At 69.2% G+C, this 18,358-nt stretch carries 19 protein-coding genes; 2 read left to right on the top strand and 17 right to left on the bottom strand.

Going from position 1 to position 18,358, the window contains the following annotated elements:
* Together ligA and PHA29_RS08785 are read right to left on the bottom strand one after the other, a co-directional pair.
* On the bottom strand, positions 1–2,093 hold a 2,093-nt coding region (gene ligA, locus PHA29_RS08790), incomplete at its 3' end, for an NAD-dependent DNA ligase LigA (protein WP_270849225.1).
* Positions 2,094–2,184: 91 nt separating this feature from the next.
* Complete coding sequence (locus PHA29_RS08785; protein WP_270849224.1) at positions 2,185–2,808, bottom strand: helix-turn-helix domain-containing protein; 624 nt, start codon at positions 2,806–2,808, stop codon at positions 2,185–2,187.
* A gap of 326 nt (positions 2,809–3,134) precedes the next feature.
* Between PHA29_RS08785 and PHA29_RS08780 the strand changes: the two genes are divergently transcribed.
* Positions 3,135–3,416, top strand: a complete 282-nt coding sequence (locus tag PHA29_RS08780; RefSeq protein ID WP_270849222.1) for an AbrB/MazE/SpoVT family DNA-binding domain-containing protein — start codon at positions 3,135–3,137, stop codon at positions 3,414–3,416.
* A complete protein-coding gene (locus PHA29_RS08775) occupies positions 3,409–3,726 on the top strand; it encodes a type II toxin-antitoxin system RelE/ParE family toxin (RefSeq protein ID WP_270849221.1) in 318 nt (105 codons plus the stop codon). The genes PHA29_RS08780 and PHA29_RS08775 overlap by 8 nt, the downstream gene beginning before the upstream one ends.
* A gap of 76 nt (positions 3,727–3,802) precedes the next feature.
* On the opposite strand, the gene PHA29_RS08770 is transcribed toward PHA29_RS08775, so the two are convergent.
* The 15 genes from PHA29_RS08770 to PHA29_RS08700 form a co-directional block, all read right to left on the bottom strand.
* Positions 3,803–3,985 carry a hypothetical protein gene (locus tag PHA29_RS08770; protein ID WP_270405345.1) on the bottom strand — a complete coding sequence of 61 codons (183 nt, stop codon included), beginning with the start codon at positions 3,983–3,985 and terminating at the stop codon, positions 3,803–3,805.
* 13 nt (positions 3,986–3,998) lie between these two features.
* Positions 3,999–4,595, bottom strand: coding sequence for an Rnf-Nqr domain containing protein (locus PHA29_RS08765; protein ID WP_270405344.1), 597 nt, complete (start codon positions 4,593–4,595; stop codon positions 3,999–4,001).
* Positions 4,595–5,269 carry an Rnf-Nqr domain containing protein gene (locus PHA29_RS08760; protein ID WP_270405343.1) on the bottom strand — a complete coding sequence of 225 codons (675 nt, stop codon included), beginning with the start codon at positions 5,267–5,269 and terminating at the stop codon, positions 4,595–4,597. The genes PHA29_RS08765 and PHA29_RS08760 overlap by 1 nt, the downstream gene beginning before the upstream one ends.
* A 1-nt stretch (position 5,270) precedes the next feature.
* Positions 5,271–5,855: an FMN-binding protein gene (locus tag PHA29_RS08755; RefSeq protein ID WP_270405342.1), complete on the bottom strand. Its 585-nt coding sequence runs from the start codon at positions 5,853–5,855 to the stop codon at positions 5,271–5,273.
* The gene (locus PHA29_RS08750; RefSeq protein ID WP_270405341.1) at positions 5,842–6,774 is read right to left on the bottom strand and encodes an RnfABCDGE type electron transport complex subunit D; all 933 of its coding nucleotides are present in this window, start codon (positions 6,772–6,774) and stop codon (positions 5,842–5,844) included. Before PHA29_RS08750 ends, PHA29_RS08755 begins: the two co-directional genes overlap by 14 nt.
* A 4-nt stretch (positions 6,775–6,778) precedes the next feature.
* Positions 6,779–8,116: an electron transport complex subunit RsxC gene (gene rsxC / locus PHA29_RS08745; protein WP_270405340.1), complete on the bottom strand. Its 1,338-nt coding sequence runs from the start codon at positions 8,114–8,116 to the stop codon at positions 6,779–6,781.
* A 268-nt stretch (positions 8,117–8,384) separates the two neighbouring features.
* Positions 8,385–9,887 carry a S1C family serine protease gene (locus PHA29_RS08740; protein ID WP_270405339.1) on the bottom strand — a complete coding sequence of 501 codons (1,503 nt, stop codon included), beginning with the start codon at positions 9,885–9,887 and terminating at the stop codon, positions 8,385–8,387.
* A 300-nt stretch (positions 9,888–10,187) separates the two neighbouring features.
* Positions 10,188–10,850 carry a response regulator transcription factor gene (locus PHA29_RS08735; protein WP_270405338.1) on the bottom strand — a complete coding sequence of 221 codons (663 nt, stop codon included), beginning with the start codon at positions 10,848–10,850 and terminating at the stop codon, positions 10,188–10,190.
* A 130-nt stretch (positions 10,851–10,980) separates the two neighbouring features.
* A complete protein-coding gene (locus tag PHA29_RS08730; protein WP_270405337.1) occupies positions 10,981–12,327 on the bottom strand; it encodes a glutamine synthetase family protein in 1,347 nt (448 codons plus the stop codon).
* A 311-nt stretch (positions 12,328–12,638) separates the two neighbouring features.
* Positions 12,639–12,845 carry a hypothetical protein gene (locus tag PHA29_RS08725; protein ID WP_270849218.1) on the bottom strand — a complete coding sequence of 69 codons (207 nt, stop codon included), beginning with the start codon at positions 12,843–12,845 and terminating at the stop codon, positions 12,639–12,641.
* Positions 12,846–13,101: 256 nt separating this feature from the next.
* The gene (feoB, locus tag PHA29_RS08720) at positions 13,102–15,336 is read right to left on the bottom strand and encodes a ferrous iron transport protein B (RefSeq protein WP_270849217.1); all 2,235 of its coding nucleotides are present in this window, start codon (positions 15,334–15,336) and stop codon (positions 13,102–13,104) included.
* 154 nt (positions 15,337–15,490) lie between these two features.
* On the bottom strand, positions 15,491–15,712 hold the full coding sequence (locus tag PHA29_RS08715) for a FeoA family protein (RefSeq protein ID WP_270405334.1): 222 nt from the start codon (positions 15,710–15,712) through the stop codon (positions 15,491–15,493).
* Between the two features lie 152 nt (positions 15,713–15,864).
* On the bottom strand, positions 15,865–16,104 hold the full coding sequence (locus PHA29_RS08710) for a FeoA family protein (RefSeq protein ID WP_270405333.1): 240 nt from the start codon (positions 16,102–16,104) through the stop codon (positions 15,865–15,867).
* 469 nt (positions 16,105–16,573) lie between these two features.
* Positions 16,574–17,326, bottom strand: a complete 753-nt coding sequence (locus PHA29_RS08705) for an ABC transporter ATP-binding protein (RefSeq protein ID WP_270575386.1) — start codon at positions 17,324–17,326, stop codon at positions 16,574–16,576.
* Positions 17,327–17,371: 45 nt separating this feature from the next.
* On the bottom strand, positions 17,372–18,358 hold a 987-nt coding region (locus PHA29_RS08700; protein WP_270849216.1), incomplete at its 5' end, for an ABC transporter substrate-binding protein.

The following is an 18,358-nucleotide window of genomic DNA, read 5'->3' as shown; positions in this document are numbered from 1 at the left end:
TTCTTGGACACCGAACCGGTCACCTTCGCGCCGAGGGCCTTCAGGGCCGCCCCCGCCTCGTCGCGCGTGCGGCGTTCGAGCGTGCCGGTGAGCACGAAGGTCAGGCCCGCGAGCGGCTGCGCCTCGACCAGGCCGGCGTCGACGCCGGTCAGCTCGGCGGCGCGGTCGGCGGCCCCGGCGCGGTCCTCCGCGAGCGCGAGGCCCGCGGCGCGCAGGCGGTCGAGCACCGCCAGGTTCTCGGGCACCGACAGGAACTGCCTCACGCTCTCGGCGATCTTGGGCCCGATGCCGTCGATGGCGGCGATGTCCTCCTCGCTCGCGGTCACCAAAGCGTCGACGGTCGGGAACCTGCCCGCGATGAGCTCGCCCACGCTCTTGCCCACGTGCCTGATGCCCAGGGCGAACAGCACGCGCCCGAGGGGTTGGGACTTGGAGCGCGCCAGCTCATCGACGACCTTCGCGGCGATGGTGGCGCCCACCGGGATGGGGTCGCCCGCCTTCACGCCGCGGCGCTTGTCGTCCTTCAGGTAGGTGCGCCCGGTGTCCAGCCCGGCGATCTGATCGACCGTCAGGCTGTAGAAGTCGGCGACGTCGTGCAGCAGGCCCGCCTCGATCATCTTGTCGACGAGCTCCTCGCCCACGCCGTCCACGTCCATGCAGCCGCGGCTCACCCAATGGAGCAGGCGCTCCTTGAGCTGCGCCGGGCAGTCGATGGACACGCAGCGGTAGGCCACCTCGCCGTCCTCGTGCACCACGGGCGAGCCGCAGGCGGGGCAGGCCGCGGGCATGCGCCAGGGCTCCGCCCCCTCGGGCCGGCGGTCCAGCACCGGACCCACGACCTCGGGGATGACGTCGCCCGCCTTGTGCACGACGATGGTGTCCCCCACGCGCACGTCCTTGCGGTGCACCTCGTCCTCGTTGTGCAGGGTCGCGCGGGCGATGGTGGAGCCCGCCACCGTCACCGGGTCGAACTCCGCCACCGGGGTGAGCACGCCGGTGCGGCCCACCTGGATGCGGATCTCGCGCAGGACGGTGGTCTTCTCCTCCGGCGGGAACTTGAAGGCGATGGCCCAGCGCGGCGCACGGGCCGTGAACCCGAGCTCGTCCTGCTGGGCGAAGCTGTCGACCTTCACCACCACGCCGTCGATGTCGTAATCGAGGTCGCCGCGGTGCGCGAGCGCGTCGGCGCAGAAGGCATGCACCTCGGCGGGGGTCTCGCAGCGCGCCACGTTGGGGTTCACATGGAAACCCGCCTCGCGCAGCCAGTCCAGGAAGGCGTGCTGGGAGTCCACGTGCAAAGGCGCGGTGTCGGCCACGGCGTACAGGAAGGTGGAGAGGTCGCGCCGGGCGGTGACCTTGGGGTCCTTCTGGCGCAGGCTGCCCGCCGCGGCGTTGCGCGGGTTGGCGAAGGGGGCGCGCCCCTCGGCGTCGGCCTCCTCGTTCAGGCGGACGAAGCTGCCCTTGGGCATGTAGACCTCGCCGCGGACCTCGATGGCCGCCGCGCGGTCCGCCCCCATGCGGGCCAGGCCCGTCTCGGACAGGTGCATGGGGACGTCCCGGATGGTGCGCACGTTCAGGCTCACGTCCTCGCCCGTCGTCCCGTCCCCGCGGGTGGCGGCGCGCACGAAGGCGCCGTTGCGGTAGGTGAGCGCCACGCCCAGGCCGTCGATCTTGAGCTCGCAGGTATAGGCGACGTTGCCGGCCCCGAGGGCGTCCTCGGTGCGCTGGAGCCACTCGTCGAGCTCCCCGAGGTCCATGGCGTCGTCCATGGAGTACATGCGGGCCATGTGCGTGACGGGGGCGAACTGCTCGGACACGTACCCGCCCACGCGCTGGGTGTAGGAATCCGGCGTCACCAGGTCCGGATAGGAGGCCTCGATCCGCTGGAGCTCGACGAGCAGCTTGTCGAAGGCGGCGTCGGTGATCTCGGGCGCGTCGAGCGCGTAGTAGCGGTACGCGTGGTAGTCGAGCAGGTGCCGGAGCTCCGCGGCGCGCTCGGCCGCCTCGCGCCTCCCGCCCGACGGCGCCGCCTGGCCGCTTGCCTCGGACGCGTCCGGCGCGCCGTCCCCGAATAGGCTCTGCTGCTCCGCCATGGCTCCCCTCCCGATCGGTTTCAATCGGAGTATAGGGTACCATCCCGCGGCGACGCGCCCCTCCCCCCCGCCCGCCTGCCTGAAACCTCCGTCAGACGGCGCGGGTCCACGCGAACAGCGCGATCAGCGACACGCAGACGATAACCAGAAACGTCGTCCACCAGAACGGGAAGTACGGCAGGATCCACCGGTAGAACACGGTATCGGGCAGCGAGGCGCCGGGGCGCCTGCCCTCGATGAACGCGACGACCTCCAGGGCGCACGTCAAGTCGCGGTCGCGCCGGACCTTCCTCGCACGGAAGGACCACACGAAATACCACGTCATGGCGAGCAGCCGACAGACGAGCAACACGAGCCGCACGCCCTGTCGGTCGGTAAACGAGAGTGCCGTCGAAACCAGCGAATCGATCACCGCCTCGAATATAAACTCAAGGGCGTAGACGACGCCGGCGACGATCCACATGATGAGCGTATGGCGCGCGTCGGCCGTCTCATCGATGATCCGCTGCGCATCGGCATCGAGCAGCTCGTCGACCGTGATGCCGAAGTAGCCCGCGATGAGCTTCAGACTCTCGACATCGGGCAGGGTCCTGCCGCATTCCCAGTTGCTCACCGTCTGCCGCGCGACGAGGACCTTGCGGGCGAAATCCGCCTGCGTGACACCGCGTTCCTCGCGAAGCGCACGGATCCGCATCCCGAGTTCACGTTCGACCATGGCGCACCGCCCTTCCGCATCGCGCATCCGCCGCCCCGCCATCGCGTGCCGCCCACTCAAGCACAGTATCGCCGCGCGGGCCCCCGTCCATGCGCACGCTGCCGCCAACGGCATGTCCAATATCTTTGACACGCCCTCCACCTGCATCGAGGCCGTCTACGTCGTGGTCCGGAAGGACGCGTAGCGGCCTGCCAAGACATACAGGCCGAGCGAAGGGAGCCCCTGCGCGGACTCACCTCCGCTTTTTCCGCCGGGACTGCCCGCCCGAGCCCACGGTGCGCTAAAATCAATGAAAGCATTGGAATCAATGATTATGGAGGCGCCACATGGTCACGATGATGAGCACGAAGCTCACGAAGGGCGGGCAGACGACCGTTCCCAAGGAGGTGCGGACGGCGCTCGGCATCGCGGACGGCGCGCGCGTGTACTGGTCGTTCGACGGCCGGCGCGCCTGGGTGTCCGCCGCGCCGACAGACCCGCTCGAGGTCACGGGCGAAGAGGACTTCCGCATCCGTCTCGCCGAGGCGAAGGACGACGCCGCCGCAGGCCGCGTAAGGGACGCCCGGGCGGTGTCCGCTGAGCTGAGGGCGAGGTACAACCTTGCCTAGGTTCTCCGTCGGGTCCACGGGGCGGTTCGACGGCGACCTTGACGCCGCCGTCTCGTGGAGGCTCGCCAACGCGGGGCCGTCGAGCGCCGCCCGGCTTCTCGACGCCTACGACGCGCTCGTCTCCGTCGTCGGCGAGTTCCCGCTCATGGCAGGGAGCGTGGAGGGCACCCCCTACCGCTGGAGGGCGCTCGAGCGATACATCGCCGTCTACGACGTTGACGAGACGGTACGCGAGGTGACGCTCCTGCGCCTCTTCCACATGTCTTCCGACTGGCGGGCGCGCCTGCTCGCCGGAGCTACCGAGGTATGACCCGAGGGGCGGCGCATCGACGGCGCCGCGACGCGTCGCGCATAGAAAAGGCGGTGCCGCGGTTTCAGCGCGCAGCCTATGCGTCGGCGCCGTCGGACGGCCCGGCGGCGGCCTCAGCCTCCGCGGCGGCCGCGTCCTCTGCGTCGCAGCGGTCGTGGTAGTTCAGCAGCCCCACGGCGACGGCGAGCGCGAAGGCGAACAGAAGCACGGTGAACGCGAGCATGAACGGCGGGACGCCGATGAAGATGATGGGATCCACGATCCATACCCCCTTACGCGAACAGGCCGCCGGCGATGCCGGCCACGCAGGTGAACGCCATGCACATGAGCGAGGCGGTCACCAGCGAGATGGGCAGGCCGCGCAGCGCGGGCGGGACGAGACGCTCGTCGATGCGCTGGCGGACGGTGGCGAACAGGACCACGGCGATGAAGGCGCCCAGGCCCGCACCGACCGAGGTGCCGACCGCCGAGGCGAGCGTGGCGGCCTCGGCAGCGGCGGCGTTGCCGAGCGGCACGCCCAGCACCGCGGCGTTCACCGCGAGCAGCGTGCACAGCACGAGGATGCGCCCGCGCTCGGCCGCATCCCTGCCCGAGCAGGCGACGGCGCCGGCGACGAAGATGACGATCGAGCTCACGGCGGCGTATGCGACCGGGGCGAGGTAGCCCACGCCCCAGGGGGCGAAGAAGCCGGCGTATACCGGCCAGCCGATGAGCCCGGCCACGGACACGGCGGCCCACAGCAGCGCGCCGAAGCGAACCGCGTCCTGCGGGCGGTACGCCGCCAGAAGGACGGCGACCATACCCACGAGCTGGGCGAAGACGATATTGCTGTCGAATGCGGCGGTGAACAGGGCGCTCAGGAACTCCATCACCGCTCACCCCCTTCGGTGGCCGCCTGCGCGGACCCGTCGCGCTCGGCGCGGGACACGGCGGCAGCGTGCTCGACGGACTGGACGAAGGTCGCCACGAGCGCCAGGATCAGCAGCGACCCCGCGGGGGTGCCGAAGATGGCGATGGGCGTCGCGGCGAGCTCGCCCATGGTGAGGCCGAAGACCTGACCGGTGGTGAGCATGCCGTTCAGAAAGCCGATGAGGGCCAGCGCGGCGCAGGAGCACGCGGCGGCGAAGCACGCGGTGCCCGCCCGGGAGCCCTTCGCCGGGGCGGCGGAGAACCCGTCGACGGCGACGAAGGTCATCGCCATGGCGTTCGCCGCGGCGAGGGGGATGTAGATGCCGAGGTCCTCATGGACCACCGGGTCGACGACGCGCACGGCGAAGCCCATGAGCACCGCGACCGTCGCGCTCACCATGAGCGTCACGGGGATGTAGGTGAACCGCCCGGTCACGGCGCGCAGCGGGCGCGCCAGGGCGGCCATGGCGAGGATGCTCACGGCCGAGACGATGCCGATGGCCAGCCCGTCGACCGCCGAGGTGGCGGCGTGCAGGCCCGGAAGCGATCCCGCGACCACCAGGAAGGTGGGCGTGTGGACGAGCGCGCGCATGCGCTCCGCCTGCGCGCGGCGGATGAGTTCGTTTGCCGCCATGCTAGTTGCCTCCCAACTGCGCATAGGCCTCGAAGGCGATGTTCAGGCACCCGACCACGGCGTTGCTCGTGAACGTCGCGCCCGAGACGCCGTCGACGTGCGTCTGGTCGCTCCCGGCGTCCTCGAGCGTGAGCGCGCCGGCGGCGGGCATGCCGGCGAAGGTGCCGAAGTACTCCTCGGTCAGCGCGTTCGTGCCGATGCCGTCGGTCTCGTCCTCGGCGACGATCTGGATGCCGGCGACCGTGCCGTCGGCGGCGATGCCGACCATGAGCTCGACGTCGCCATGATAGCCGGTGGCGCTCACATCGAAGACCCAGGCGCCCCCGTCGGTGCGGTAGACGGAGTTGAGGCCCTCGATCGCCGGCGCGCTCACCTGCTCGAACGTGGCGTCGGGGAACAGCAGCGCGCGCTGGGCGCCGCCCTTCGCCTCGTCCAGGCGGGCGTCGGCCGCAGCGAAGGCGTCGCGCCCGGCGAAGTTCGCGCCGGCGACGACTCCGCCGCACGCGAGGGCGGCGACGAGCAGGATGACGAACGAGTAGATGCCGCCCTCCCGATGGCGCGCGATCCAAGACTTAGACGAGGGCATTCTTGACACCTCCAGCCGGGACGGGACGCGTGACGCGGTCGATCAGCGGCACGAACATGTTCATGAACAGGATGGAGAAGGCCACGCCCTCGGGGGACGAGGCGAAGAAGCGGACGAGCCCGGTGATGAGCCCGCAGCACAGGCCGAACACCACCTTGCCGAGCGGGTTCATGGGCGTGGTGGTGTAGTCGGTGGCCATGAAGAAGGCTCCCATGGCCAGGCCGCCGGAGAGCAGCTGGTAGACCACGTCCTGCCCCGCGAAGGCGGACACGACCGCCACCATGCCGATGAACGGCAGCGTGGCCCATGCGTCGACCACCCGCACGGCGAGCAGGAAGATGTAGCCGATCAGCAGCGTGAGCACGCAGGTCTCGCCGAGCGCGCCGGCGTGGTTGCCCAGCAGCAGGTCCAGGTAGCTGTACGGCATGTCGCCCGCCGACGCCATGGCGAGCGGCGTCGCGCCCGTGACGGCGTCGAGCGGCTTGCCCAGCACGTCGGGGTAGGCGGACAGGGCGCTCGGCAGCGCGACCATCACGAACACGCGGGCCGCGACGGCCGGGTTGAAGACGTTGCAGCCGATGCCGCCGAACAGCATCTTCACGATGACGATCGCGAACGCCGTGCCCAGCACCGCCACCCAGAACGGGCAGTCGGCCGGCAGGGTGAAGGCGAACAGCATCGCGGTGACCACGCACGACAGGTCGCCGGCAGTGGACTGGCGGTGCATGGCGATGCAGCACAGGTGCTCGCAGACGAGCGCGGTGGAGATGCACACGAGCACGAGCAGCGGCGCGCCCAGGCCGTACAGCCAGGTCGCGGCGAGCAGGGTGGGCACGAGCGCCAGGCACACGAGCCCCATGATCTTGGTGGTCGAGGCCTTGTCGTGGAAGTGCGGCGACGCCTCGTTGATGAGATTCACGGTTCTACGCCCCCTTCACGGGTTCGGTGAGGCGCTTGACCTCGCTGCGGTAGAAGGCCTTGCCCTCGCGGATCGATGCGGTGATGCGGCGATGGGCCGGGCAGGTGTAGGCGCACGAGCCGCACTCCATGCAGTTCATGACGGCGAGCTCGTCGAGCGCGACCACGTCGCGGCTGCGCGACGCGCCGTCCAGCGCATAGGGCATGAGGCCGAGCGGGCACACGCGCACGCAGCGCCCGCAGCGGATGCAGGGCGTCTCCTCGGGCAGGACCGCCGTGTCGTCGAGGCACAGGATGGCGTTGTTGGCCTTGATGATGGGGCAGTCGATGCTCGTGAGCGTGCGGCCCATCATGGGGCCGCCCATGATGACCTTGCGGGGCTCCTTGGTGAGCCCGCCCGTGGCCTCGATGACGTCGCGCACGTTCATGCCGATGGGCACGCGGTAGTTGCCGGGGTTCGCCACGCAGTCGCCCGCCAGCGTGAGCGTCTTGGCCACGAGCGGCATCCCGTAGCGGAAGTACTGCTCGATGCGCGAGGCGGTGGTGACGTTGACCACCAGGCAGCCGACGTCCACGGGCAGGCCGCCGGCGGGCACGTCGCGCCCGGTGGTGGCGCTGATGAGGACCTTCTCGCCGCCCGCGGGGTACTTCGTGGGGATGGACATGACCTCGATGAGGTCGCCCCAGCCCCTCTCCGCCACCGTCTCGGTGAGCTTGGCCACCGCCTCGGGCTTGTTGTCCTCGATGCCGATGACCGCCGCCGGGATCCCCAGCGCGATCGCGATGCGGTGGACGCCGTCCACCACGCGGCCGGGGTGCTCCATCATCTGGCGGTAGTCGCTCGTGATGAACGGCTCGCACTCCATGCCGTTGACGACCAGGTACTCGAAGCTCTTCCCCTCGGGGGCGCGCATCTTGAACCATGTCGGGAAGGCGGCGCCGCCCAGGCCGACGGCGCCCGAGGCGCGCACGCAGTCGAGGAACTCCTCCTTGGTGCCGTAGCTCGGCACCGAGAGCGACGGGTCGCTCTCCATCTTGCCGTCCGACTCGATCTCGACGACGGGCGCGGTGGCGCCGGTGGGCAGCTGCTCGGTATCGGTCGATACGACGGTGCCCGAGATGCTGGCGTGGACGGGCGCGTACAGGCCCGACCCGTCGCCGATCAGCGTGCCCACATACACGTGGTCCCCCGGCTTCACCACGGGTGCGCACGGACCGCCGATGTGCATGTTGAGCGGGATGCGGACCCGCTCGGGCGGCGCTACGGACGTGCAGGCGTAATCCCGCAGGTCCTTGCACTGGGGCGGGTGGACGCCGCCCCGTGTCCGATGCAGAGAGAACATGGTCTCCCCCTTCTCACATCTCTCCCCTTTATTCTGTAATCAGAATAAAGATATCCTGATTACACGATAGCGTCACAAGTTTAGCCCGTTTCGACCTGTCCGTACACGCCGGTACCGGATATTCCACCGCCGCGACCCATCCGGAGCGCGGGATTCCCGCATGAAAAAGACCCCGACCCGCATGTGCATGCGAATCGGGGTCCGAGGTGCCGCACGCGTCGGCACCGGGGAAGCAGGCGGCCGCGCGCCGCCGTCGGGGGCCGCGCGGTTACGCGCCGCTGCCGCCCTGGCCCATGAGCTCCTGGAGGTAGCGCATGAAGTCCTCCTCGCTGAGGCCGCTGCCCGAGCTGTCGCCCTGGGTGGCGTCCTGCTGCTCGGCCTGGAGCGCCTCATCGGAGCCGAGGGTGACCTTGATCTCCTGCTCCGAGCCGTCGCGCACCACGGTCAGCGTGACCTCGTCGCCCACCTCGTGCTCGCGCACGGCGATGATCAGGCCGTCGGCGGAGGTGATCTGCTCGCCGTCGAGGGCGGTGATGATGTCGCCCTGCTGGATGCCGGCCTGCTCGGAGGGGCCGCCGGCGGTGACCTCGTTCACGTAGGCGCCCGAGTCGACCGCCAGGTTGTTCTGGCGGGCGTTCAGGGCGTTCACGCTCGTGAGGGTGAGGCCCAGGTAGGGATGGACGGGGGTCTTGCCGGCGATGATCTGGTCGGCGATGTTCTTGGCGTAGTTCACCGGGATGGCGAAGCCCACGCCCGAGCTCGAGCCGGAGTAGGACTCGATCACCGAGTTGATGCCGATGAGCTGGCCCTGGTCATTCACGAGCGCGCCGCCGGAGTTACCCGGGTTGATGGCCGCGTCGGTCTGGATCATGTTGGCGTAGATGGAGGTGCCGCTCGTGCTCTGCAGCGCCGTGGAGCGGTACAGCGCGCTCACGATGCCGGTGGACACGGACTGCTCGTTGCCGAAGGGGCTGCCGATGGCCATGACCCACTCGCCCACGCTCAGGTTGTCCGAGTCGCCGACCTCGATCGGGGTGAGGGCGCTGGAATCGGCGTTCACGAGGCGGATGACCGCCAGGTCGCTCGACTCGTCGGTGCCCACGAGCTCGGCCTCGTAGCTCGTCCCGTCATCCAGGGTGACCGCGATGGCGGAGGCGTTCTGGATCACATGGTAGTTGGTGAGGATGTTGCCGTCGGTGTCCAAGATCACGCCCGAGCCGATGTTGCCCGAGCTCGCACCGGAGTCGCCGGCGAGGCTCGAGGTCGTGTCGATCTCGGTCGAGATGGACACCACCGAGGGCAGCGCCTTCTGCGCCACGACCTCGGACAGCGTGGTGTCCTCGGGGTTGATGTCGATAGTCTGGGAGGTGGAGTCGGGGTTGGTCGCCGTCACGCTGCCGCCCCGGTCGATGTCGAGCGCGCCCGTCATCACGAGCGCGATCACGAGCACCGCGCCGACGGCGAGGCCGGCCAGCGAGCTCAGGAAGACCGGGAACTTCTTGGTGCGGGTCTTCACCACGGTGCGGGTCTCAGTCGCGGCGGCCGCGCCCGGCACGGCGGCGCCGGTCGGCGGGACCGGGCCCGCGGAGGTCTGGCCCGCGTAGGCCCGCCCGGCGGGCGCTTGGTTGACATAGGTCCGTCCGGGCGCGGTGTAGCCCGGGTTCTGCGCGGGGGCGGGCTGCGCGGGGGTCGGCTCGACCTGCACGCGCGGCTGCTGGGCGCCCGCGGCGTCGTTCAGCCCGTCAGGGCGCTGAGGCGTGTTCTCACTCATCGTCTCGTTCCTTTCGTCTGGAAAGACTCGTGTCATCGTTGTCGAACACGTTGTACCCCAACAGAAGCCGCCGGCGCAAAGCGTTCCCGCCACGTTAAGCGAAATGTAAGACTTGGTCGGCGGGCGCGTGACCGACCCCCGACCGGATGACGGACGGGAGACGCGCAGGGACCGCCTGGGGTGCGCATGCCGACCGGTACCGGCATGATGCGGGGCCGAATCGGGGCCGTCGGGAGGGCGCGGGCCGGCGCTCCGGGAGCACGCCGACACCGGGCGCCCGGCGCCCTTGGATCGCGGGCGTCAGCCCTTGAACAGGTAGCCGACGCCGCGGACGGTGGTGATGTGCGCCGCGATCTGCGGGCCGACCTTGGAGCGGATGCGGCGGATGTGCACGTCGACCGTACGCGTGCCGCCGCAGTACTCGAAGCCCCACACGCGATGCAGCAGCACCTCGCGGCTGTAGGCGCGGTTGGGGTGCATCGCCAAAAACGAGAGCAGGGAGTACTCCATGAGGGTGAGGTCGACGGGCTTGTCATCCAGATACACCTGGTAGGTGGCGAGGTTGATGGTCATGTTGTCCACGCGCAGCACGTCGTCGACCGAGAAGCTCTCCTCCTCGCCGAGCAGGCGGCGGGTGCGGACCTCGAGCTCGGTCTCGCTCGCACCCGAGCAGATGAAGTCCGAGCGCGAACGCGATGGCATGTGGAGGCTCTGCAGGCTGTCGTCGTCCACGATCACGAGCATGGGGATGTTGCCCCGCTCGTCGAGCCACTTGGCGATCTGCTCGATGCGGTCGTTGCGGATCCCGTCGGCATCGAGGATCAGCAGGTCGAAATCGCGCGTGGCCGTCGGCGAATCGGGGGTGGCGGCGCTCACCTCGAGGCCCATCGATGCACACAGCGATTGGGCGAACTCGTAGTATCGAGTCGTTCTGGCCATATACAGGACGTTCTTCTCGGACATACCACCACCCTCTCGCTGTGGTAATGATAGCAGGCGAATCACCGATATCTGAGCAGGGAGCACGTCGCCCTACTAAAGCGGCACAGGTCGGACGGACCGTGATGCGCGCAAAGCGGGCCGACGGGCGCGATCAGGAGCTCGCGAGGTACTGCTGGACCTCCCACTCGGTGACGATCGAGGTGTACTTCTCCCATTCGGCGCGCTTCTTGCGCAGGAAGAAGCTGTGGATGTGCTCGCCCAGGGCGTCGCGCATCAGCGGCGAGTTCTCGAAGAGGTCGAGGGCCTCCTGCAGGTTGCGCGGCAGCGGGGCGCATCCGAGCTCGCGGAGCTCGCGATCGGACAGCCCGGCATCGGTGAGCTCGGTCTCGGCGGGCAGGCGCAGGCCGCGCTCGATGCCGTCAAGGCCGGCCGCCAGGGTGACGGCGCAGACCAGGTAGGGGTTGGCCATGGGATCGGGGCTGCGCAGCTCGATGCGCGTGGAGAGCTGCTTTCCCGGCTTGTAGATGGGGATGCGGATCATGGCGGCGCGGTTGCGCAGGCCCCAGGTCGCGTGCGTGGGCGTCGGCGAGCTGCTCTTGCCCGTGTTCAGGCGCTTGTACGAGTTCACCGTGGGGTTCGTGATGGCCGAGATCTCGCCCGCGTGCATGAGGATGCCCGCCATGAAGCTCTTGGCGGTCGGCGACAGGTGGTAGACCGGGTCGTCGGCATCGTAGAACACGTTGTTGCCCTCCCGGTCGAACAGCGACTCGTGGAGGAACATGGCCGACGAGGGCTTCCCCGCGATGGGCTTGGGCATGAAGCTCGCATGGATGCCCGCCTCGTAGGCCTCAAGGCGGATGATGTGCTTGGCGGTCATGATGGCGTCGGACATGCTGAGCGCCTCGGCGTGGCGCAGGGAGATGCCGTGCTGCGAGGGGCCCGACGAGTGGAAGGTGTACTCCACCGGCACGCTCATCTTCTCGAGGGTGAGCACGGTGTTCCGGCGGATGTCGCGCGCCGAGTCCGAGGGCAGCAGGTCGAAGTAGCCCACGTCGTCGAGGGGCTCGGGCGTGCGCTCGTCCGGGAAGTAGTAGAACTCCAGCTCCGTGCCGACGTTCATGATGTAGCCGCGCTCCTCGGCGCGTCGGAACATGCGGCGCAGGCAGGCGCGCGGGTCGCCCTCAAAGGGCTTGCGGTCCGGGGTGCAGACGTCGCAGAAGATGCGGGCGACGCCGTCGTTCGCGGGGCGCCAGGGCAGCACCTGGAAGGTGGAGGGATCGGGGAAGGCCAGCATGTCGGCCTCCTCGGGGGTGGTGAAGCCCTCGATCGAGGAGCCGTCGAAGCCGATGCCCTCCTCGAAGGCGACCTCGAGGTCCTCGGGGCTGATGGCGAGGCTCTTCAGGCGTCCGAGCACATCGACGAACCACAGGCGGACGAAGCGGATGTCGCGCTCCTCGACGGTGCGGAGCACGAAGTCGATGTTCTGCTGCTGATCCATGTGGGCCCCTTCCCGATCGGTGCGACCTGCGCGGACGCGTGAACCATCGATGGGCCATTCTCCCACAGGATTGTTTCCGCGCGATTTCCCGCCATGGGGCGCGCGGGCGCCGCGGGGCGGCGGGGCCGGTGCGGTGCGGCGCCCGCCATGCGCAGCTGGGCCTGCGCGGCTTACGGCAGCAGCGACCGCGGCGCACGCGGCGATACCGGAGTGAAGACGGCGGGCGGACCGGGAAGCGGCCCGCGCAGCCGCCGAGGGCACCCGCTCCGACGGCAGGGGGCTACGGGCCGTAAGGCGAACCCGGTGCGGCGTTACCTCACGCCGCGGCCGAGGCGCGCGGCAACCTCGTCCACACCCTTGCAGGCCGGGCAGGAGTCCCCGCACGATGCAGAGCAGTGGCCCGAGCATGAAGCCCCCTCGGCGCAATCCGCGCAGGTGCCGCGGCGCTTGATGCGCACGCAGACGGCGATGAAGGCGACGGCGACGATCAGCAGGATCGCGATATCGATGGGAGCCATGGGGTCCTCCTTAGTTTGCTTTAGGTAACTTTACCTCAATCCGAGCGCGCTGTCCCCCGTCGTCGCCACGTCACCGTTTGTCCACGCCATGACGACGATGGGGCACGGGCGACCGGTCCTCGTCACCGCCGTCCACCGTACGGCGACCGCCGCTTGCAGCGCCCGCACCGCCCCGTCGCGACCCACAACGTGCGCGCATGGAAACGCCGCAGGGGGCGCCGGGAACCCGACACCCCCTGCGGCCATCGAACCCTGCCTACGCGGCGGTTCCGGCGGGAGCGACCTGCCGGTCGTCATCCCAGGCCCACTTGGGCATGGGACGGAACAGCTGGAAGGCGATCAACGCGATGAACGCGAACGCCACCGCCGTCCAGATGCCGAACTGACCGAGCGCGATCAGGTTGTACATCTGGTTGATGATCAGGCCCACGACCCACGCGAACGCGCACTCGTACCCGATGGCAATCGCGGTCCACTTGCCCGAGTTCATCTGGGCGCGGATGGTGCCCATGGCCGCGAAGCACGGGGCGCACAGCAGGTTGAACGCACCGAAGGCGGCGATGGCGCCCATCGTGGGGAACATGCCGGCGAACGCGGTCCACAGGTTGGGGTCGGTCTCGGTGCCGTCGGCGATGTGCAGAAGGGAGCTCGCGGTGGCCACGACGTTCTCCTTGGCCACGAGGCCCGTGATGGACATGGCCGTCGCCTGCCAGGTGTCGAAGCCCAGCGGGGCGAAGATGAAGGCGATGGCGCCGCCCAGCATGGCGAGCACGGAGTAGTCGGTGAACTCCTCGGGGATGCCCTCCATGGCGGGCAGGAAGCCGAACGCGCCCTCGTACACGCCGAAGTTCGAGAGGAACCACACGACGACCGTGGAGGCGAAGATGATCGTGAAGGCCTTCTTGATGTAGGCGGACACGCGCTCCCAGACATGCAGCCACCAGGAGCGGATCGACGGGAAGTGGTAGCTCGGCAGCTCCATCACGAACGGGGTCGGCCGGCCGGCGAACAGCTTCGTCTTCTTGAGCATGATGCCCGAGGCGATGACCGCGATGACGCCCAGGAAGTAGAACAGCGGGCTGATCCAGCTTGCCTCGGCATCGCCCACCATGGCGCCCATGAGCAGCGCGATGATGGGGAGCTTCGCGCCGCAGGGGATGAACGTCGTGGTCATGACCGTCATGCGGCGGTCCTTCTCGTTCTCGATGGTCTTGGTGGCGAGCACGCCGGGCACGCCGCAGCCCGTGGAGACGAGCATGGGGATGAAGCTCTTGCCGGACAGGCCGAAGCGGCGGAACACGCGGTCCATCACGAAGGCGACACGCGCCATGTAGCCGCAGTCCTCGAGGAAGGAGAGCAGCACGAACAGCACGAACATCTGCGGGATGAAGCCGAGGACCGCGCCCACGCCGGCCACGATGCCGTCGAGCACCAGGCTCTGGACGAGCGGGCTGGCGCCGGCGGAGACCAGCAGCCCCTCGATGGCGCCGGGGATGGACGGGAAGGCCTGGCCGAACAGCTCGAAGCCCTCGCCGAAGAGGTTGTCGTTCACCCAGTCGGTGCCGGCGGTGCCGAACGCGTCCGCCCCGGTCGCGATGCTGTAGACCGCCCACATGATGAGGATGAACAGCGGGAGGCCCAGGATGCGGTTGGTGACGATGCGGTCGATCTTCTCGGAGGTGCTCATGCGGGCGGGCGCCTTCTTGAGGCAGCCGTCGATGATGTGTGCGATGACCGCGTAGCGCTCGCCGGTGATGATGGACTCCGCGTCGTCGTCGCAGTCCTTCTCGCACTGCGCGACGAGCTGCTCGACCTTCCGCGCGTTCGCGTCGGTGAGCTTGAGGGCGCGCACGGCGTCCGCGTCGCGCTCGAAGAGCTTGACGGACCAGTAGCGGCGCCTGCTCGCCGGGACCGAGCCCGGCAGGCACCCCTCGATCTGGTCGAGCACGCCCTCGATGGCGGAGTCGAAGCGGTGCTCCGTCGCGCCGCCCTCGGTCGTCGCCGCGCGCTTCGCCTCGGCGATCAGCTCGTCGATGCCGGTGTTGCGCAGCGCCGAGATCATCACGACCGGGCAGCCGAGGCTTCGGGAGAGCGCGCGGACGTCGATCTTGTCCCCGCTCTTCTCCACGAGGTCGGCCATGTTCAGGGCCGCCACCACGGGCAGGCCGGTCTCCACCACCTGGAGCGCCAGGTACAGGTTGCGCTCGAGGTTGGTGGCGTCGATCACCTGGATGACGACGTCGGGCTCGCCGCCCATGAGGTAGTCGCGGGAGACGCGCTCCTCGGGGCTGTAGGGGGACAGCGAGTAGATGCCGGGCAGGTCCGTGACCGTGACGGATTTGTCGGAGGTGAGCTTGGCCTCCTTCTTCTCGACCGTCACGCCGGGCCAGTTGCCCACGTAGCCGTTCTGCCCCGTGATGAGGTTGAACAGCGTGGTCTTGCCGCAGTTGGGGTTGCCCGCCAACGCGACATGGAGCTGTGAAGCTGCCATGTGATCCTTCTTCCCTAGGCTTTGAAACTCATGTCAAGCTGCTGAGCCAGCCGCCGCGCAGGGCGTTCGGGGCGCCTCGACGCCCGCCCCCCCGCGGCCCTCTACTGTTAGGAACGGCTAACTCTACCTGTGCAGTCGGGCGCCGAAGGCGTCGTCATCGCACCTCGACGATGGCCGCCTCCTCCTTGCGGATGGACAGCTCGTAACCGCGGACGGTGATCTGGACCGGATCGCCCAGCGGCGCGACCTTCACGACCTTGAACTGCGTGCCCTTGATGAGGCCGAGGTCCATGAGGTGGCGGCGCAGCGCGCCCTCGCCATGCAGCTTGACGATGGTCGCGGTGTCGCCCACCTTGACGTCTCCCAGAGTCTTCATGCGTTCCCCCTTTCTTGCGCTCGATGACGGGCCGGGCGGTTCCGACGGTTCCGGCGGACACCGCGGGCAGGCCGCGGTCCCCCGCGCGCGGACGGCCCCGCGGGCCGTCGGGCGGCGTGCGGGCGCCGAGCGCGCGGGCCGCCCTGAACGGGTCAGACCGTCATGACGCGCTGGGCCACCTTGGCGTCGAGGCCGAAGCGTGCGCCCTTTACCGTCACGATGATGTTGGAGCCGCTCGCGGATACGACATGCACCTCGGAGCCGTCGACGAACCCGATGTTCGACAGATGGTGCTTCAGGCTCTCGTCGCCCCGCACGCGCTTGACCGTCACCGTCTCCCCCGCCTTGCGCATGGAAAGCGGCATAGCCGGAGCCTGCGGTCCACAAGCCATATCGCGTCGTCCCCTTTCGTCATCCGAATCGATACCGGAAGCACAGGCGGTCTGACCGGTCGAAGTTAACCCCGTCTATGTTTCCGTTGGTAAACTAACACACGGCTAACTCTTTGTGAAGGGAATGCGGGCGATCGAAGCAAAAAAGTTACCTATGGCTTACATATGCTACCAACTGGGTATCACTTACCGAACCGCGGGCCGCGGCGGGCAGGACGATCCCCCGCGGCCCGCGCACCCTGTTTTCAGCACGGGCGGGGCGAAGCCGCCGTGTTGGCAGATTGTACAGCAGGCAGGGCGGCCCCGCGTCGCCCTGCATCGCGAAGGCGCCCCGCCCGCCGCGTATGACAGATAGGACAGTTCCCCGTGTTATGGAGGCGCCTTACGACAAGGTGGCCGAGACCACGGCCAACCTGACACCCCCCCCGCGTCGCCCCGCGTCATGGGGGCATCCCGCCCGCCGCGGCCGTCAGCCCAGAAGCTCCAGGACGCGGCGTTTGTGGACGAGGAACTCAGGTGTGAGCGGGAACCCCGCGCGCTCGGCGCGGGGGCAGTCGATGCGCTCGGTGCCCACGATGCGCGTGGGGCGGCCCGCCTGCGGCGCCCCGCGCATCACGTGGATCTCGTCGGCGAGCTCGAGGGCCTCGTCGATGTCATGGGTCACCACGAGCGCCGTGGTCCCGAAGCGCTCGGCGACGTCGAGGAACCAGGTGTGCATATCCGCCTTGGTGAACGCGTCGAGCGCGGAGAACGGCTCGTCCAGCAGCATGAACTCCTGCGAGAACAGGTAACTGCGCAGCAGGGCGGCGCGCTGCCGCATGCCGCCCGAGAGCTCGGCGGGCCAGCGCTCCGCCGTGCCCTCCAGCCCGAAGGTGCCGAAGAGCTCGAGCGCCCGCTCGCGGGCCTGCGCGCGGGGGACGCCGCGCAGGACGAGCGGGAGGCTCACGTTGTCGACGATGGTCTTCTCCGGCAGCAGGAGGTCCTTCTGCAGCATGTAGGCGAGCTGCCCGGGCTCCCCCGTGATATCGCGCCCGTCGAGCAGCACCTGCCCCGCATCGGGGACCGAGAGCCCCGCCACCACGTGGAACAGCGTCGTCTTCCCGCAGCCCGAAGGACCGAGCAGGCAGGCGATGCGCCCCGCTTCGACCGTCACGCTGACATCGTCGAGCACCGTCATGCCGCCGAAGGCGACGGTGACCCCCCGAACCTCTAGCTGCGCCACAATGCCTCCCTCTGGGAAAAAAGTGCCTGTCACCTTTTTCCCACGTTACTGGATGAACTGCGTGTCCAGGCCCGCACCCGGCTCGATGGCGGGCGCGAAGCCCTGCTCCCCCACCCAGCCGAAGAACGCGTCCCAGCGGTCCTGGTCGATCTCGCCCCACTGCGAGGCATCGGCCTGGTACTGGTCGGCCAGGTACTCCTGGCTCGCGCGCACGAGCTCGCCGTCCAGCTCGGGCGCGGCCTCGAGCAGGGCGTCGGCGGCGCCGTCGGGATCGGAGATGCAGTCCTCGTACCCGCGGCGCGTGGCGTCCATGAAGGCCTGCACGGTGTCGGGATCCGAGGAGATGAGGTCGTCGTTGGCGATGATCACCGGGGTGTAGAAGTCGAACACCGGGTCGATGTCGGCGAAGGCGAAGTAGTTGGTGTCGAGCCCCGCGAGCTCGCACTTCACGCCCGCCCACGCCCAGTAGATCCAGATGCTGTCGACCTGGTCGGTCTGGAGCGCCGTGACCTCGTCGGTCACCGTGGAGGGGACCATCTGCACGCGCGAGAAGTCGCCCCCGTCGGCCTCCACGCAGCGCTGGATGACGCCCTGCTCGATGGGCATCTCCCAGGTGGCGTAGGTATGGTCCATCATGCCCGCCGGGCTCGTGATGCCCTTCTCCGAGCGGCTGATGATGCCGGAGGTGTTGTGCTGGATGATGGCGGCCACCGCGCTCACCGGCAGCGGGCTGTCGCTCGATACGTAGGTGGCCATCGTGTCCTGGAACGACACGCCGAACTGCGCGTCGCCCGTGGCGACGAGGGCGTCGGCGCCGTTCTCGGGCGCCTGGACGATCTCCACCTCGAGGCCGGCGTCCTCGTAGTAGCCGCGCGCCACGGCCACGTACACGCCGGTGTGGTTGGTGTTCGGCGTCCAGTCCAGGGCGAAGGTCACCTTGGTCAGGCCGGAGCCGGACGCGGCCCCCGAGCCGGCGGCCTGCGTGCCCCCGCCCGCGCAGCCGGCGAGCGCGGCGGCGCCGACCATGCCGGC

The organism is Candidatus Collinsella stercoripullorum (assembly GCF_027669965.1).
Classification (GTDB): Bacteria; Actinomycetota; Coriobacteriia; order Coriobacteriales; family Coriobacteriaceae; genus Collinsella; species Collinsella stercoripullorum.
Note: the sequence above shows the minus strand (reverse complement) of the source record. Positions and strands in the feature narration are given on the sequence as shown.